Source organism: Zavarzinella formosa DSM 19928, from assembly GCF_000255705.1.
Lineage (GTDB): Bacteria > Planctomycetota > Planctomycetia > Gemmatales > Gemmataceae > Zavarzinella > Zavarzinella formosa.
Genome location: NZ_JH636442.1, coordinates 797,719 through 813,869, shown reverse-complemented (window position 1 = coordinate 813,869; position 16,151 = coordinate 797,719). Strand labels below are relative to the sequence as shown.

The window sequence follows — 16,151 nt, the reverse complement described above, 5'->3', positions numbered from 1 at the left end:
GACGAGGACGACCGCCGGCGGGCGACCGAACTGCTGACGGCCGACAATCCCGGCATTGCGTCATATGTCGTGTTGTGCCGGCCGAACCGGCGGGGATGGGCGGCCGAGCTGCGGGCCGCGATCACGGGCGAACTGGTCGAGAATTGCCGGCGTCGGATCGCGGCCCGCAGGGGATATGCCGAGGCGGCGAGAAGGTGGGCGGCGTGATCAGATTACCTCGTCGATCAGCCACGGCATCCGCTCGCCCCGAGTCATCACTCGGTAGTAGCGGGTCGGTTCCTCGCAGATCATGAACACGGCCGGAGGCTCCCCCTCGGGCCGGACAATCAATCCGTGGATGCCTTTGGTGATCTTGTACCAGAAGCGATTTTCGCAACCGTAGTCGGCGAGAATCGTGACCGGCTCCGTCGGGCAACCGATCTTCGCCCACGCCCCGCCCTCGACCGATCCCCGCCAGGTCCAGCCGGTGGTCGGCAGCCGTCCCGCCCGGTCGCGTGAGCCCCATCGCATCAGCCGGAAGACGCCGCCGTCAAGAACGGGCAGCAAAGGCTCCGGGTCGGTGATGGCGAACTGGATCTCCGGCTGGTTCCCGCCCCGATCGTAGACACGGGAGAGCAGGTCATGCTCGTCGAAGATGTGCTTCGGAATGCTGCTCAAGTCGAGGGAGACGGCGCTGCACATGGCTAGAAACAGATCTTTCCCCGGATGTCACACACGTCGAATTCGTGCGAGCGGTCTCGGTACATTTCGGGGATGTGGAGGGTCGCGGCCGACCTGACCGCAAACCGGCCGATCTTGTCGTTGATCTCTTTCTTGGCCACGGCCAGCGATGACTCTGGCTCATCCGGTGGATCGAACAAACTCCGCTGGACAAAACCGTCCCGCCGGAGGTCGCCGGCGATCAGGTGCATGTGCGAGACAATCAGGCCGGGACGCCAGACGCGATCGAGCATGCGGGCGGAGGCCGCCATCAACAGGTCAAACCGGCGGGTGTGAGACTCCAGCCGGACGTCTTCGCCGACGGATTCGCCCTCCTTGACCGACAGGGCCAGCGTCAGCCGGCCGGGACGGACCTCGTGATAGTCCAGCTCCTCGACCAGCCGCTCGGTGTTCCTCGCCAGCCAGCCGCGTATCTTGTTCTCGTCGCCCGAGGCCCCGCCGATGCTGCCGCCCCGGCTGATGAACTGGTGTTGCGGACGATCCGGCCGTATGGGCTGAACCTTGTGGCCGTTCAACTCCCACCAGAGATCTTCCCCGGTTTTGGTCAGCAATGAGCGGATAAGGCGCCGGTCAGCGGCGGCGAAGTCGAGGCAGGTGTTGATTCCCCGTTCGGCCAGCTTCTTCCCGCTCCGGTCGGCGATGCCGCTGATCTCTTGCACGGAGAGTTTCGCCAGCAGTTCCCGCTCGGTGGCAACGTCGGTCACGACCCGCACGCCGAACGGCTTGGCGGTGTCGCTGAAGAGTTTGGCAAGGGTGCGGGACCGGGCCACACCCACCGTGACCGGCAGGCCGGCGTCCCGGAGGATCAGGAGCTGAAGATCCCTGGCCCGCTCGGGCTTCTCAATTTGGAAGAAGAATTCGTCAATGGAGTAGTATTCGGTCATCGGGTGCCGTTCCCGAACCATGCCAAGCATCCGCTTGGACAGGGCCTCATACCAGCGGAAGTCCCGCTTGAGGTAAATCCCGTCCGGACATTTCTTGAGGGCCTCCCAGATCGCCTCGCCGGTTTTCACACCGGTCTTTCGCATTTCGTAGGATTTGGCGATCACACATGCGCCTTGGTTGCCGATGACACCCACCGGCTTCCCCTTCAATCCGGGATGGCGGACTCGCTCGGCCGAGACATAAAAACAATCAGCGTCGAGATGAGCTATCAGGGACATGGATCACCCGTGGAAGGGGGCGAAAGCGGCATCCTGCCGGTCTCGATTCCTGTTCACGCGGCGGTCATATTGGCCAGCTGTTCGACCGACAACACATCGACCGCCCGCTCGGGGCTGGCGAGCGTGCCAAGTCTGACCCAGAACTCGGAGTTGTCCCGGAATCGCAGGCGTTGAAGCACGCCGCGAATCTCCAATTGCAACGCCACCAGACACCATCGCCCGCTGGCAAACTCGGCCTTTCCCGCCCGCACCCGGTGAATGACGCCATCAGAGGCGCGAATGGTTGACACCCCGTCATAGTTGGGGCTGGTGGTGGTCAGAGGAAGGTGGATGAAATCATACACACTTTTGGACATGCGGCGGCTCACATAGTGTTCATCTGTACACAAAGGTAGTATGGTTTGGCGTGGCGGTGGAAAGCAGCTGAGGAATATTTTCGGTCGTGTGGATCACGACGCAGGGCGACAGGGGAGGGGTGTACAAGTACGCCACTCGCGGGTTGATGGCCCGAAAAACACGGAAAAGTTGGGTGTAAACTTCCAAAGGCGGGCTGATTTTCCCGGTCTTCGCCAATCGCAAAACCCCTTACAATCAAGGAGTTTGCGTAAAACCGGCCTCACCGACTTGGGCTTGGGGTGCAGGAGGTCGTGGGTTCAAATCCCGCCAGCCCGATCCTTTTTTTCTCGTAAATTCACGGCATTTTCGCTCACCGCCTAAAATGAGCAAAGACTGCCGGGCAGAGTTTCGGGCAGAGATCGGCCCCAAGTCAGGCAGAGATCGGGCAGAGATGCAAAAACCCCACCCCCGTCGTCACCGGGGATGGGGCCAAGAGTAAGCCTTCCGGCTCACCCGTGTTCCAACGGGAGGATTACTCATGCGTCGGCCAGAACCTTGGTATCGCGCCTCGAAATCCGCGTGGTACGTTCAATTCGGGACCGAACAGGTCCGCCTCGCCAAGGGGCCAAAAGAAGAAACCGAGAAAGAGGCGTTCGACGCCTACTACAAACTCATGGCCGGACGCCCCGAGGGGCTGCCGGCCGGCCAGGACGTTCTCACCGCCGTGCTGTGCGACCTTTTCCTCGACCACAGCCAGAAGCATCACGAGCCGAAAACCTACCAGATGCACCTGGGCTACCTGCAAAATTTTTGCACCGCCCACGGCCGCATTCCGGCGAAGGACATCAAGCCGCTGCACGTCAACCGCTGGCTCGACAAGAACCCCGGCTGGAAGGCCTCCCGCCGCCACGCCGCCCTGTCGGTGAAGACCGCCTTCAGTTGGGCCGACAAGCAGGGGGTGCTTTCCCCCTCCCCCCTGCGGACGCTGACCGTCGCCCCGAACAACCCGCGAACCCGCGTCCTGACCGCCGACGAGCAGGCCGAGATCCTCGGCGCCATCATCGACAGGGAATTTCGCCAGTTCGTCCGGGCCATGCTCGCCACCGGCTGCCGCCCCGGCGAGGTCGCCCGCGTCACCGCCGCCAACGTCAACCTCGAACTTGGCGTGTGGGTGTTTGAAACCCACAAGACGTCGAAGAAGACGAAGAAGCCCAGGATGGTCTACCTGACGGCGGAGATGGTCGAACTCAGCCGCGAGTTGATGGCCCTCCATCCCGAGGGGCCGCTGTTCCGGGGGCCGCGAAAGAAAACCCCGTTCACCCGCAATGGCATCCGCTGCCGGTTCCGGCGACTGCGGGAGAAACTTCCCCACTTGAAACACTTCGTCGCCTATTCCACCCGCCACAGCTTCGCGACCCAGGCGCTGGTCAACGGCGTCGGCATCGCCCAGGTTGCGGAGCTCCTCGGCCACACCAGCACCGACATGGTGAGTTCCACCTACGGCCACCTCGCCGGACAGGTCGCCCACATGCGGGAGGCGGCGAAGAAGGCGACTAGCTGACGCGGATGTGTTTGAGGCCGGGCGGGAGGCCGGCGCCCCCCTTGCAAGCCTCCCGGTAACGCTCGACTTCTGCATCCTCGATCCGGATGACGCCCCTCTTTCCTTTCCGGCCGTGGCGCGCGTGGGCGATGATTCCCTCTTGGCAGAGGGCGTAGATCAAGGACACCGAAACCCCGATCCGCCCGGCGGCTTGCTTGACGGTCATGGCAACTCCTTGCGTGGTGTGGGTCATGGCGTGAATTTTGAAATGGAAAGGAGGCGGGTCGCGATGCCCGCCCCGCGCGATTTGTTGTCGTGTGGCATCCCGAGGCCGCGACAGCCTTGGACGCCACGGGATGGCCGCCGACGCCGGATAGGCCTAGGCGCGGCGCGATTTGTATGCGGGCGAAGAACGTGCAACGAGGGTCATGTACTCGCCCCCCGCTTTCTCGACAAACCTCGGGATTGCGATGGACGCGGCCACCGTCAATTCTTCGATGAGTTTGTCCCGCATGTGGGGGTTGAGGCGAATTTCCGACAACTTCAAGTGGGTCAACGCCACATCACATCCAGGAAAAGGCCATGCCTTTTGAATCTCCGCCGCCAAATCATTGATGGAGGGATGAGGGCCGAACAGAAAACAACTGATGCGGTTAAAAATGTCTGAAATCACGGTGGCGGCGACCGAGAAGGTCACCAAACTGCCAACGACAAAAAAGGCGATTTGCCAGCCCAGTTCCATGATGAGTCTCCTTGAAAAATACGGGGCCGCAGGCACCCCGCGAGGTGATTGAATTACTTGAGCCACTTCCCGATCCCGCGGATCAGACCTTCCTTGGCGGCCGAGCGGACGGCCCCGCCGCTGTCGAGGTTGCACATTTTCTTAAACGCCCGGACCAGGCCAAAAGCCATGACGGCAAAGAACAAAAAGATGCCCAGCGGGCCGACGCCCGAGGTTTCCGCAAACATGAGATGCTCCCTTGGTGAAAAACTTGAAGGTTTGGACTGTTGACACGCTCACTTGAACCAGGACCCGATTTTCCGGGCGAGGCCCTCCTGGACGGCGGCCTTGATCTTCCCGTCGCCGTCAGCCCCCCCGAACGCCTTGGGGACGAGGATGGCCGCAAAGGCGAGGACGAAAAACATCGACCAGCACAAGTTTTCAACGACTGACGCAAAAAGCATGGCGTGCTCCTTGTGATGACGGGCGACATAAGGGTTGTTGTCTGGTGGCGGCGGCTCAACCCGTGGTCAAAAGCCCTGTAAGCAGGCGCTTCCCGTTTGGGTTTGGCCGCATGTCGCCGTGGTCATGCCGGGCATCACTCACGCCCGCCGCGCTCGATCTCCTGCTCGGGCTGCTTCATTCCCTCGCCGTGCAGGCCGTGGCCTTGGTTATCCTGCTCCTGGCCGGAATGCTGGTACATCACAAACGCATCGCCCCGGAACAAAAGAGCAGCACTCTCGTGGGCGCCGTGTTCAGCCATTGGTTTGGCGGCATCCCAGATCGCGCCCCCGGCTTCTTTCAGGAGCGAGGCGAGGGAAGGGCCCGGCTCGGTCGGCTCGACCGCCACCCGCTCGTCTTTCAGCATTTCCCTAAAGCGTTCTTTCGGATCAGACATCGCAATCCCCCCTTACTTGAGGTCAAACACACACGCCGTGACCATCGCGGCGATTATGGTTACAGTCAGGAACATGCAGACAGAGTCGAAGGCGGCCTTCAGCACGCCCATCTCCCGTTCCGGCTGAAAGTCGCTTTCGTAAGACCGGCACAGCCACGTCGAGATGGGGCGATACCCGGGCATGAACGTGATGGCGACGCGTTTGTCCAAGTTCAATAGTTCGTCCGGCCGCATCAATGATCGTCCGCCGAACTGCCAGTTGTTGCTGGCTGACGTCGAGTAGCTGGCGCCGCCCTTGTCACCCGACCCCGGCTGCGATTTGCTGGACCCGGTGCCTCCGCTTGAAATGGTGATCGTTGATTCCCCAAGCATTTTGGAAACCTGCTCGGCGGTCTGATAATCGTTTATTCCAAAGTAGATTTGGGTGACGTTTGAAAGCAGGGTTTGATCCTGTTCGCCGGGCCAGCACTTCTTGAGTTGGCCGAGGGACTGGTAAAGAAATAACAGCCGCACTCCGTAGCCACGATACTTGTCAACGGCGTCAGTGATGGCGTCCATCGGCCCGAGACTGGCCGCCTCGTCCAAAATGAACCGGACTTTGCTTTTCTCCTGAAGCCCGTTTTTGACGCAGACCCGCAGCAACGATCCGATCCACAACCGAAGAAGCCCCGACTGGGCGCGCATGTGGTCCGGCGGAAGCACGAGGTACACCGTCATCTTGCCCTTGCAAAGTTCCGCCGGGTCAAAAGTGCTCGCCCTGGTGTTCACAGCCACCGCCGGCGTGTCGAGGAACCGCAGGTGGCGGTGGGCGGTGCTCAAAACCGAGGCCCGCTCCCTGTCCTTCAGTTGGGCGAGTTGATGGCCCGCCCTGGCGATCATTCCGCCCCAGGCGGGCGAGTTGCGGGCCGAGGAAATAGCGACTTCCAATTTTTGGTCGTCCGAGACAACGCCCCGCATCGATTGCAGGTGCTTGTCGTCCTCGTCCGCGAAGATCGCCGTGACGCCGAGCAGCGCGGAAATCAAGCTTTGGGCGCTGTCGTTCCAATGCTCGTCGTGCTCTTTTCCAGTCCGGACGACCATTTCCTGGGCGAGGTCGTTGCATTCGTCCAGGGCAAAATGTGATTCACTCAATCCCATCATCGGGTTGAAGGTGTCGGTCCCGCCGGCGACGCCGAACGGATCGAGACACACGACACGGTGGCCCATTTTTCGCCGGGCATCGGCGGTTTCCCGAAAAAGCTCTCCTTTAAAGTCAACAACCACCATGCTGTCGGCGGAGGTCCGCAAATGCGGAATCACAATGCTGACCCCTTTGCCCACCCCCGTCGGCGCGAAAACGGCGACATGCACGGCGTCTTTGAGCCTGACCAGTTTGCGATGCTGCCTGCGCTGGCATGAGGCCAAAAATCGCCTGACACCCTTGTTCGGCTCAAGCCTCCTGTCAAAAAGGGCCTTTAACCCCTGCCGCCGGGTGATTTTTCCCTGGATATGGCCGATTATCGGTTCCTGATTGCTTTCGGTCATGTCCAGCAATTCTTGCGGGGAAGCGAAGCGGGCGCTTCCAAAAGCATCACTCGAACGCCGTGTCTCTCTCAGGCACATGGCGACGCAGACGACCAGGGCGGCCACCCACAAATACCGAAACAAGACCAGCATCATCACGGCGTCAAACGCCGCAATGATGACCGAGGCAATGAGCAGACGTCGAATCAATTTCATGTTTCACCTTCCGGTTAAAGTGTTGGTTAATTGGGCGAGGGATTCATCCTTCGATCCATCCGCTCGGCCAGCATCTCGTACTTTTCGAGCGTGGCCTTGGCCGCTTCGGCAAATAACGCGAACGCCTCGGCCTTCTCGTCGTCACGAAGGCACGGCCCGACGATTTCCATGACCACCGTCGCTATTTCAATTGCGTGATGGGCGATGAGGGATTGCGAGACCATGGTCACCCCTTCGCTTTGTCGGCCAAGACCCGCGACAGCGTCTTCACGTCGATGCCTTCTTTGTTGCCTTTTTTGGCGGCCTCCAGTGCGGAAGAGAGCGCGTCCACCAGCCCGTCACCATCCATCTCTTCGCCCGTCACGAGCACGACGCAACCCGTGGGGAGTGGAAGCCGTATGCGGGAGAGTTTGACCGTGCTGGCGGGCTTGGCGGGTTGGCGGGCCTTTCGGACGGCCTCGGCGATTTGTGCCGAGGGCAGGCCGGACAGGTGCATTTGAAGCAAGCCGTTTTGCTCGGACTGGGGCAGCAGGGACATCTGATACCAGGCGCTGGGGCCGATCTTGCCCTCCTCCGCCGCTTTGATGACGGAGGGTATCGTCCCCCACAGCGAATTGAGCTTGCTAATCATGGCCTGGCCGAGGTCGATTTTGATCGCAAGCTCTTTCGCGGTGGAACCGGCGTTTTGTGCGAGCCAATCCCGGATGGCGACGGACTGGTCAAAGGGGTTCAGAGCGGTCGAGTGCATGGCCGAAATCAGTTGCAACTCGCCGATCTCGGACGGCGTCAACTCCCGGTCCACGCAGATGACGTCGAACTCAAAATCGGGTGATTCAAGCATCATCCCCCGCCAACGCCCCTCGCCGTCGAGGATGATGTCTCCCGGCATGATAATGAGCGGGTGAAGCTGGCGGGTGAGCACGGACCGGGCGAGGTTTCGCAGGATTTCCTCGGCTGGGAACGTCCTGCGGACCTGTGGCCTCGCCTTCAAATCGCGGGCACGTCGCTTTTCGACGGTTCTCTTCAATGGAACCGGCATGGCGTAGAACCTCCTCGGCCTGCTCGGATGCGGCAGGATGGTGCGGGTGACTGGAAAAGAAATCTTGAATCAGACCATCAATCGCGAAATCACGGTTTTTTGCGTGAATTTCGCGCTGTGTATGGCCAGGTCCTTTGTTAAGCTGTCTGGGGGTCCAGCTAATGAATTGATGAAAAGCAGCTTGCATACTTTGTCATCAAGTCTTCCATATTGCCAAGTTACAGGCATTTGAAAAAGACGCGACGCAACTTAACCCGCGCGATACATGCAAGAAAACTGCAAGATAAGGCAGAGGCCATGACAAAGAAAAAAAGACAAAGAGGGGTTTTGGTGAACGTGGAACTGATCCAGAAGCTAAGATCGCTCAAAGGATGGACACTTCAAGATTTCGCCGATGCAGACCCAAGAGTCTCGATACGCTCCATACAGAACTTGGTTGCCGGTCATGCCGTCGATATGGCGACAGTAGTCTTGGTGGCCAGAAAATTCGGAATGACGTTTGAAGAACTAATGGTCGCGAAAGACCCAAAGAACGCAGCCGTAACGAAAATAGGCGACATCGCGCTGGTTATCGAGGGTGATTATTCAAAACTCACCAGGGAGGGTGAGGCTGAATTAATCAAGCAGCTAAGAATAATTCTTCAGACAAGCAATGGCATCCAAATTATGAAAACCGAGAGCGGAAGCATCAAATTTACGCTTCGTATGACGCTTGAAGATGCAGAGAAATTACAACAGGCGTTCAAGGAAAACCGGCTTGCAGGCTTAAAGGCAACAAGTGTGGGAGGGTTTGTTCCGGTCGAAGACGCAACAACTACGCCAGCGACTGAACGAGAAATTTTAAGCGATCACTCATTGCTTCGGAACAACCGGTTTCGCGTGGCTCAGCATATGACCGGCGGGTCATCAATCATCTGCGGCATAATATCATTTCTTCCACTTGGACTTGAGTCATTTTCTATCTTCGGCATTCTCATGGCCTGCGCGTGCGGCCTAATGGTCATTCGATCCAAATCAGGCTATTGGCTAGCGGCCATGGCTATTGCCGTCAGCTTGTCAGGAGTCATCGCATGGATTGCCAGAGGACAGGGTCCGAAGATTGATCCTACAGTCGCTCTCGCAGAATCCATTCCCAAAAATAAGATCGATCTGGTTAAAAGAGTCAAAGACGATCCTGAAATGGTTCGGAACATAGAAGATAATCACAAATTAGTTATCAAGCTGACTGATGAATGGGCGAAAAATCCTAATGAGGTAAACACAGAGAAACTTAATGCTGCTTTGAATAAAACTATCATGGATATTGCTAAAAGTTCAAAAGGCCCTATCGCACAAGATCAAGACGATAATCCGCCAGAGCAAAATTATGAATTTAAACTGACCCCCGGCAGGCAGCACTTGACTTTGACACTAGGCGAGCAAGTTCTCTTCGATCAAGACATCACCGTGCCAGAAGACACTAAAATAACATGCGTAATTACTCGGGACGCGAACAAGAAAACAAGCATACAGTTCAGTCCTAACGTATCGGACTAGATCTCTACTGTTGACTCTCCACGCAAAGCACGCTAGTTCCTTTCTGCCCTGCCAGTCGCTCGTTGAGGTCGACTGGCAGGCGCAAAACCTCAACGGAAGGAACATCTATGGCCAAGACTCGAAAGAAGGAAACCGGACCTTCAGACACGGCAACCGTCACCTCGGAAGATACCAGTTTCAATCCCCAGGACTTCGACCCCGCATTGCAGGAGCAGGCAGGGCAGATCATCCACGCAGTCGCCGAGTCAACCAGCGTCGAGCCGGAGCGCTTTGCCAGCCAACACGCTCCATCGGGCAACGGACACGCGGCAGCCGTCGAGCGGAAGCCGATCCTCAAGGCCCCCAATCCGCACGCCATCGAGAGCATCGCCGGTGACGAGAACCGCGTCCGCTTGCTGAAGGAGGAACCCGACCGCAAGCGAGGCTTTCCCGGAGCCTGGGTCATCAGATTTGAGAAAAACCCCAACGACATGGTGGATGACGAGGGCGTGAAGTACAGCAAGGAACGCCCACACCCCGTCTTGAAGATGCTCAAGGACGAAGGTTTCAAGTGGGGCTTCTCCAATGGTGATGGCGATGGAAAGGGAGGCTGGGGAAAAGGCTGGACGGAGGGTCACTACACCTACGCCGAACACGTCGAAGCCCGCCGGACAATGGAAAAAGCCGCCGCGATGATCGGGGCGAAGGTTGAGCAGGGGGCTGGAATCCCGGACTAACAATCCGGCGAACCACTTCAACGAAAAGCCCCCGACACATTTCTGTGTTCGGGGGCTTCTCTTTTAATCGGGGAGACAAACCTGGCACGTTGAGCAGGTGACTCCTGATTCACGACCTTCCGGCGTCTCTTGCAAACAAACATTTGCCATGGGTAACGCCATCTTTCGTAGCCGGTGAACCAGAAACACCAGATCGACGGGCTGAACCGGGTGGTCATCCGCATCGGACATCATGTAAGCCACCCTGACGCGCGGCGGCACTTCCGTGGGGAAGGCGTCGCGGTCGGCTGAATACCAGACCGACACATTATCGACCAGAGCCAGATCACGTAGCACGGCCTCAATGGCGGGTATTCGCCAAGATCGCGAATAAAGCCAATGTCGGCAGAACGGCGTGCCCTCGGCGACCGCCATGACCTTCTTGGCGAAACCGGGGCTGTAAACGTCGCCGCTCACCATCCACCGCATCGCCAGAACACCTTTCCGATATAGCTCCGACACCAAGCGGGGAACGAAGTCCTTTCGCTTGGTGGCGGCGTAGCAGTAGGCAAGCCGATCCTGAACCTGCGGGAACAAAAATCGGCCACGCTGGGCATAGCACTGAGAGTCGCAGGTCGAAGTCCGACCAGGACAAGTGCCGTGACGCCCAGCAGGCAGGTCAAAGTGAAACACTGACCCGCCAAGTTTGTCATTGGACTGTGTAACCATTCCTCTAACGACGCGAGACATTGAAGATTCCTCACGATACGCACGGGGGCGAAACGTGAGGCAGGAAAGCGCAAATTGGAGATTCGCGCAAGTGAAAGGTGAGGTGCATAAAGTTGTTGACAGAAGCTCGAAGGGGGCGCAGAGTCCTCAAACGCATGGGCAATGAAGCCCGGCGGGAGAAAGGAAGGCAACAATGAAGGAGCAACCCAAGGTCATGTACGACAGCGCCGAGGCAGCCCAGCAGGTAACTGTCACAGGCTGGCGGTCGCGCAACGGCCACTTCTGCGGCGACAACGAGCACCTTGCCCGCTGGGACGGCTGCACCCACCTTCTCTGCGATTGCGGGGCCGAGATGGATCGTGGCTACACCCTATGCCGCTCATGTCGCGACAAACAGCGGCTGGAAAGATACGAAGCGATGCCGTTCCAAGAGTGGGACCGCACGACGCCGCTGACGCTTCACGATGACGACGAATACTTCTGGGACGAAGACAGCGTGTGGGATTACTGCGAGTTGAACGGGATCAAGCCGGAAGGCCTGCGACTGGTGATCTGCGAGCCGAACTATGCGTGGGAGATCGAGGCGGACGACTACTACGGCGATGACCTGCCCGAGGATCAACCCCTCAACGACGTGTACCCCGACTTGGCCGAGGCCATCGAGAAGGTGAACGAGATGATCCGCAAGAAGGAGCGCCCGCTGAGTTGGGGAGGAGGAAAGTATCGGACAACGCTTCAGATCACTTCATCCTCGAACGCCGCATGACCCCCGCTGAACTCCGCACTCTCGGCGACAGGCACGGGCGAGGCTGGCAAACCCGTCTCGCCCGTGCTGTTCCGGTCGATGTCCGAACGGTTCGACGCTACCTGTCTGGGAAGATCATCATCAAGCCGATCATCGCCTCTCGGATACGCCAGGTGTTCGCGGGGTGGAAAAGGAAGAAAGACGGGAAACTGCAATTGAAGGATAAATGACATGGACGGACTGGGTCAATTTCTTGGCGTAATGATAAAGACAGCCGTGTGGCTGAACGGCATGGTCATCGCGTTGTACTTGTCCGTGCGTGCGTGGGAATGGCTTTGGCCGTTGCTGTAGCCGTGAGGTCAGAATGCAACAGAGTTGGAATGAAGCATGTCAAATGAGTTTTCGGAACTGATCGACTTGCAAGGAGAGTTTGAGCGGCTGGTGCAGGGAATTCTTGATAGGGTTTCTGTCGGCCTCGATAAATGGAAAATGACAGAGAAAGACTGGAAAGCCTGTGTTCCGGTGAAAACGGGAGAGCCGTATCCTCCATCCCTCGATTACCAACGCGGGTACAACGAGGGCATCGAGAGTGTGAAGGGGATGCTGCCTATGATCTTGGATGAGCACTTCTGGGCGAAGTGAAGAAAATTAACCGGTAACAACGCCCGAGAGGCAGAAAGAGGTATTGAGTGGAAGAGTTTGGATTAGTGTCGTTTGGGGTGCTCTTTATGGTTTGCCTGATATGCACAATGCTGTTTTTTGCCAGCTACACATTGCCGCCGTCAATGTGGCATTGCACACAGTACGACAGCGCGGCAGACCATTGCGTTGTTTACACGCATCGTAGCCTGTGGGCAAAACCATGACCCCCAAACGCCAGCTAGCGTTTGCCAGAATCACCTCCAACCTTTTGCTTGGCGGAACTACCTTCGGCGCGCTGATCGCGTTGATGAGGATTTGGATTAACGACCGGGAACACAACGGAAGGGAACGATGAAACACAAACTTCAAAGGACTGCACCATGACCGAAGCGTACCCGTTATCCTGGCCCGAAAGCTGGACTCGCACCACTTCGCCAGGCAAAAGCCAGTTCAAAACCAGCCTGACGGCATCCATCGACAACGTACAGGGTTCGTTGAAGCGTTTCGCCGCCGACAGCGGCCGTAAGGTCGAGAATATTTTGGTGTCTAGCAATGTGTCCCTGATGGAGCGGAACCCGAAGGACGCCGGGGTGGCAGTGTATTTCACCTGGGATGGCATCTCCACCTGCATCGCCGTGGACCGCTACCAGCGCATTGAGGAGAACCTTCAGGCCATCCATCACGTCATCGAAGCCGAACGGACGAAGCTGCGCCATGGTGGACTGAACCTCGTGCGCGCGGCGTTCCGGGGATATGCCGCCCTGCCGCCGCCAAGCACGGGAATGTCGAAGCCGTGGGACGTGCTGGGCGTTAAGCAGGGAGCAACGCCAGCCGAAATCGAAGCGGCTTACCGGGAGAAGGCGAAGAAAGCCCATCCCGACGCTGGCGGCAGCAACGATCAAATGGCGAAGCTGAACGCTGCGCGTGCCGAGTTGCTAAGGAGGCCTGTGTGAGCAACCTCCTCGTCAACTATTTCGACCTCAAGGAGAACGCCTTATGGCAGTGTCACACTAGCTGCCTGATTAATCATCAGGCGATTTGATCGCATCGAGATCATTGACCAGCCGGACCACCGTAGAGAGGAAAATTAGAGGTGTTTGAGCCAGGCCAAGAAGGATTGTCCTGCCACCAAGGAGTGCTCGGACTAGTCTGGGGTGGAGTGGTATTGCCGCCGGTCAACGGATCGGTCTCGTTGGATTCTGTGTGCGTTTCTGTGACAGTGTGCGTTTCTGTGACGGTTTGAGTTTGATTGACAGTCTGGCTGTTTTGCTGGGAACTGTTTCCCGTCACAGTGTTTATGGACGTTCCGTTTCCATTTTGTGTGACTGTCGAATTGCCGGTGTTGTTTGTGGAAGCCAAAGAATAAGTCGTTCCTCCACCGGAATTTTGGCTGTTTGTAACAGTGGTTTTTGTGTCATTGCTCGTAACCACCTGTGTAGTTGATGAATTTGACGATGATGAAGATGACGAGGTATTGGCCTGAGAATCTACGGTGGGCGCGCTACTGGCTTGCCGAATTGCGACTGTTGATCCCGTGATTGAAGAAAGCTGGGTAATGCTCAACGGATTTGAGAATGAAGCCGGAACATCGCGATCTTCAAAGCAGTGAAGATTTATTGAGAGCTTCTTTTTGCGAGAGATTTTTACTTTCGGGGACAGTTTCAACGCGGCAAATATGGCATCCATGAAGCAAGCTCCTCAAAAGAGAATTGAGAACTAAGACGCTACCGGGATGACGTCTGCGAACTATGGGGTGTGATACAGATCGTCGTGCGTTGCAGGTGGGCGAGGTGGGAATTTATGGTTTCACAACCATTTCAAATTTACGGGGCCGAACGGGATTAACTCATCACCGTCAGGGTAAATTTTCGCATACCCATCCATCTCACTGACGCACTTGAATCTCGGATGGTTCGCGCTAATCGGGTTTTTCTGTAGATTTGCCATCAATTTTGATGCACTTCACGAATGGTTTCCCGTTTTCCTCGTTGAAATCCCGATCCGCCTGTCGAATTTTCCGCAGGCAGTGGTCCTGAATTCGGTCATAAATTGAGCGGAGGTTTCTTCCCTCCACCGTCAGGCGCCAGGTTTTCTCCCCGACGAACTCCACCCAGAACATCGTGGGTGTGAATTCGGAAGCGACCCCGATGTAAACGTATTGAAAGCTGACCGTGGGGTGGCTGCCGCCGCGTTCCACGTCGATCGCCTTGCAGCCTTTGACCCAAACCCATCCGCACGGGCCGACGTCCACCTGGCCTTCCGTGTCGCCTTCTTCCATGGGTGTTTCCGGCTCCGCTTTCTTCTTGGCGCCGAACAAAATCTCCTTGAGTGTTTCACTGTCGGCCATGGTCTTCCCTTTCCTGCTGTTTGAACGGTTGTCTGATAACATCCACAGCCTTCTCGCGCAACAGGTTGTAGGTTCGCTTGATGCGGTCCATGAGACGCTTTTTGGGCTTCTTCTTCGGTGTCATCAATTCCGTGGCACTCTTGCGTGTGTCCGTCCGTTGGATGACTTCCCGAAGTTTCTGGGGAGGCATGTCGGTGTAGATCGTGGCCTCGTAACGTGCTCGGGAAAGGTCGGTGTAGAATTGCTCCATCTTCACCGCCGGGGCGCTCTCGCTGCCCATCGCCGCGAAGACCCTGTCCACCGTCTTTCCCTGTCCGCCAATGCTCGTGGCGACGTAGCCGTAGTCGATATGGCCGACGTTAGCAGGGAGGGTTCGCTTGCAGCCCGACGGCATCTCCACGTCGATTCCCTTGGCCGAGGTTTTAAGCACCGTCATGTATGTCCCATTGTCCACCCGCTTGCCCTGCGTGTCTTTCACGTTGGCCGTGGTACGGATGACCTCGCCGACCGCAATCGGGATTTGCCGCTCCTCGTAAACCGCGAAGTGCTCGGGGCTTTTGAAACGGTCGCCCGGCTTCCATTCGGACACCTTGACCACCTGTCCGGCCTTGAATGTGCCCGAGTTGCGGTGGAACACCATCGTTTCCGTTCCCGAGTAACGCTCCAAATCCCCTCGCTCCGCTTCGGACCAGTGCAAGGGGACCAGCCTGCGGTAGGTGGTTTCCTCCCCCAGGTTCAACCGTTCCCGCAACACCGCCGTGATGGCGTCGCCTTCCGCATGGGTCGGGGCGAGGATGATGGCGCGGTCCCGGTCCTTTTGGTCGTGACGCTTGGTGGCGAGGGCGTTGAGGTAATCGTCCGCCAGCGAGGTGTCGTCCGAAACCTGCTTGACCCACTTCAGGTCGGTGAAGATGTCATGCCCTTTGATGATGTCTCCGGACTCGATGGCGGCCACGGCTTCCTTGTAGCGTCCCGACTGTCTGCGGATGTCCTTCAGTTCGGCCACGGGGAGACCGGCATACTCCTGCAGCACGCGGAACATGTTTCCGTTGCGAAGAACGCTCTTGTGCTGTTTGGGATCGCCTTGGATGACAATTCGGGCATTCTTCTCCTTGGCTATTTCGGTCAGCCTGGACAGGTCTTTGATCGGGAGCAGGCCCGCCTCGTCCACATAAATGACGCCGTTCCTGATTTTCTCCTGCCATTCTTTGTTGCCGATGAACGCGGCCACGGTGTCGGCGTCTTTGAAACCGTCGTCCCGAAGCACGCCTCGGCTCGCTGCGGATGTCGGGGCGAGTATGGCGACTGGCTTGTCGATTCC

The 16,151-nt window shown here is 57.8% G+C and carries 23 protein-coding genes; 8 read left to right on the top strand and 15 right to left on the bottom strand.

Annotation, left to right across the window (positions count from 1 at the left end; translation table 11 throughout):
• Positions 1-207: hypothetical protein (locus tag BGIM_RS65995; RefSeq protein WP_193789013.1), on the top strand; the 207-nt coding region annotated here is incomplete at its 5' end.
• Here the strand turns inward: BGIM_RS65995 and BGIM_RS0124880 are convergent.
• From BGIM_RS0124880 to BGIM_RS0124870, 3 genes are read right to left on the bottom strand one after another with little or no spacing between them, the layout of a single operon-like run.
• On the bottom strand, positions 208-681 hold the full coding sequence (locus BGIM_RS0124880) for a hypothetical protein (RefSeq protein WP_020472433.1): 474 nt from the start codon (positions 679-681) through the stop codon (positions 208-210). It lies immediately after the preceding gene.
• 2 nt (positions 682-683) lie between these two features.
• Positions 684-1,883 carry a DNA polymerase Y family protein gene (locus BGIM_RS0124875; RefSeq protein ID WP_020472432.1) on the bottom strand — a complete coding sequence of 400 codons (1,200 nt, stop codon included), beginning with the start codon at positions 1,881-1,883 and terminating at the stop codon, positions 684-686.
• A gap of 53 nt (positions 1,884-1,936) precedes the next feature.
• The gene (locus BGIM_RS0124870) at positions 1,937-2,239 is read right to left on the bottom strand and encodes a hypothetical protein (protein WP_020472431.1); all 303 of its coding nucleotides are present in this window, start codon (positions 2,237-2,239) and stop codon (positions 1,937-1,939) included.
• 518 nt (positions 2,240-2,757) lie between these two features.
• On the opposite strand from BGIM_RS0124870, the gene BGIM_RS0124865 reads away from it, so the two are divergent.
• Complete coding sequence (locus BGIM_RS0124865; RefSeq protein WP_020472430.1) at positions 2,758-3,780, top strand: tyrosine-type recombinase/integrase; 1,023 nt, start codon at positions 2,758-2,760, stop codon at positions 3,778-3,780.
• On the opposite strand, the gene BGIM_RS0124860 is transcribed toward BGIM_RS0124865, so the two are convergent.
• From BGIM_RS0124860 to BGIM_RS0124825, 8 genes are all read right to left on the bottom strand, one after another.
• Positions 3,773-3,985, bottom strand: coding sequence for a helix-turn-helix domain-containing protein (locus BGIM_RS0124860; protein ID WP_157369389.1), 213 nt, complete (start codon positions 3,983-3,985; stop codon positions 3,773-3,775). The two genes, BGIM_RS0124865 and BGIM_RS0124860, sit on opposite strands and share 8 nt — an antisense overlap.
• Positions 3,986-4,138: 153 nt before the next feature.
• Positions 4,139-4,501, bottom strand: a complete 363-nt coding sequence (locus BGIM_RS0124855) for a hypothetical protein (RefSeq protein ID WP_020472428.1) — start codon at positions 4,499-4,501, stop codon at positions 4,139-4,141.
• 53 nt (positions 4,502-4,554) lie between these two features.
• Complete coding sequence (locus BGIM_RS63270; protein ID WP_020472427.1) at positions 4,555-4,728, bottom strand: hypothetical protein; 174 nt, start codon at positions 4,726-4,728, stop codon at positions 4,555-4,557.
• A gap of 48 nt (positions 4,729-4,776) precedes the next feature.
• Positions 4,777-4,944, bottom strand: a complete 168-nt coding sequence (locus tag BGIM_RS63265) for a hypothetical protein (protein ID WP_020472426.1) — start codon at positions 4,942-4,944, stop codon at positions 4,777-4,779.
• A gap of 134 nt (positions 4,945-5,078) precedes the next feature.
• The gene (locus BGIM_RS0124840; RefSeq protein ID WP_029630439.1) at positions 5,079-5,378 is read right to left on the bottom strand and encodes a hypothetical protein; all 300 of its coding nucleotides are present in this window, start codon (positions 5,376-5,378) and stop codon (positions 5,079-5,081) included.
• A 12-nt stretch (positions 5,379-5,390) separates the two neighbouring features.
• Positions 5,391-7,097, bottom strand: a complete 1,707-nt coding sequence (locus BGIM_RS0124835) for a type IV secretory system conjugative DNA transfer family protein (RefSeq protein WP_020472424.1) — start codon at positions 7,095-7,097, stop codon at positions 5,391-5,393.
• A gap of 26 nt (positions 7,098-7,123) precedes the next feature.
• Positions 7,124-7,321, bottom strand: a complete 198-nt coding sequence (locus tag BGIM_RS61520) for a hypothetical protein (protein ID WP_020472423.1) — start codon at positions 7,319-7,321, stop codon at positions 7,124-7,126.
• Between the two features lie 2 nt (positions 7,322-7,323).
• Positions 7,324-8,136, bottom strand: a complete 813-nt coding sequence (locus BGIM_RS0124825; protein WP_020472422.1) for a ParB/RepB/Spo0J family partition protein — start codon at positions 8,134-8,136, stop codon at positions 7,324-7,326.
• Positions 8,137-8,364: 228 nt separating this feature from the next.
• On the opposite strand from BGIM_RS0124825, the gene BGIM_RS0124820 reads away from it, so the two are divergent.
• Together BGIM_RS0124820 and BGIM_RS0124815 are read left to right on the top strand one after the other, a co-directional pair.
• Positions 8,365-9,672: a helix-turn-helix domain-containing protein gene (locus BGIM_RS0124820; RefSeq protein ID WP_029630437.1), complete on the top strand. Its 1,308-nt coding sequence runs from the start codon at positions 8,365-8,367 to the stop codon at positions 9,670-9,672.
• 107 nt (positions 9,673-9,779) lie between these two features.
• Positions 9,780-10,388, top strand: coding sequence for a hypothetical protein (locus BGIM_RS0124815; protein ID WP_020472420.1), 609 nt, complete (start codon positions 9,780-9,782; stop codon positions 10,386-10,388).
• Between the two features lie 63 nt (positions 10,389-10,451).
• On the opposite strand, the gene BGIM_RS0124810 is transcribed toward BGIM_RS0124815, so the two are convergent.
• Positions 10,452-11,096 (bottom strand): GP88 family protein, encoded by a 645-nt coding sequence (locus BGIM_RS0124810; protein ID WP_084760043.1) that lies wholly within the window; start codon positions 11,094-11,096, stop codon positions 10,452-10,454.
• 193 nt (positions 11,097-11,289) lie between these two features.
• On the opposite strand from BGIM_RS0124810, the gene BGIM_RS0124805 reads away from it, so the two are divergent.
• The 4 genes from BGIM_RS0124805 to BGIM_RS0124780 all read left to right on the top strand — a co-directional run bounded on the left by BGIM_RS0124805 (position 11,290) and on the right by BGIM_RS0124780 (position 13,436).
• Positions 11,290-11,862 carry a hypothetical protein gene (locus tag BGIM_RS0124805; RefSeq protein WP_020472418.1) on the top strand — a complete coding sequence of 191 codons (573 nt, stop codon included), beginning with the start codon at positions 11,290-11,292 and terminating at the stop codon, positions 11,860-11,862.
• Complete coding sequence (locus BGIM_RS0124800) at positions 11,859-12,071, top strand: hypothetical protein (protein WP_020472417.1); 213 nt, start codon at positions 11,859-11,861, stop codon at positions 12,069-12,071. The genes BGIM_RS0124805 and BGIM_RS0124800 overlap by 4 nt, the downstream gene beginning before the upstream one ends.
• A 157-nt stretch (positions 12,072-12,228) precedes the next feature.
• Positions 12,229-12,483: a hypothetical protein gene (locus tag BGIM_RS0124790; protein ID WP_020472415.1), complete on the top strand. Its 255-nt coding sequence runs from the start codon at positions 12,229-12,231 to the stop codon at positions 12,481-12,483.
• 380 nt (positions 12,484-12,863) lie between these two features.
• Positions 12,864-13,436: a J domain-containing protein gene (locus BGIM_RS0124780; RefSeq protein ID WP_020472414.1), complete on the top strand. Its 573-nt coding sequence runs from the start codon at positions 12,864-12,866 to the stop codon at positions 13,434-13,436.
• A 100-nt stretch (positions 13,437-13,536) separates the two neighbouring features.
• On the opposite strand, the gene BGIM_RS63260 is transcribed toward BGIM_RS0124780, so the two are convergent.
• From BGIM_RS63260 to BGIM_RS0124765, 3 genes are all read right to left on the bottom strand, one after another.
• Entirely contained in the window at positions 13,537-14,169 is a 633-nt protein-coding gene (locus BGIM_RS63260; RefSeq protein ID WP_157369387.1) for a hypothetical protein, read from the bottom strand.
• 232 nt (positions 14,170-14,401) lie between these two features.
• Positions 14,402-14,830: a hypothetical protein gene (locus BGIM_RS0124770; protein ID WP_020472412.1), complete on the bottom strand. Its 429-nt coding sequence runs from the start codon at positions 14,828-14,830 to the stop codon at positions 14,402-14,404.
• Positions 14,817-16,151: ATP-dependent DNA helicase (locus tag BGIM_RS0124765; RefSeq protein ID WP_029630433.1), on the bottom strand; the 1,335-nt coding region annotated here is incomplete at its 5' end. The genes BGIM_RS0124765 and BGIM_RS0124770, both read right to left, overlap by 14 nt.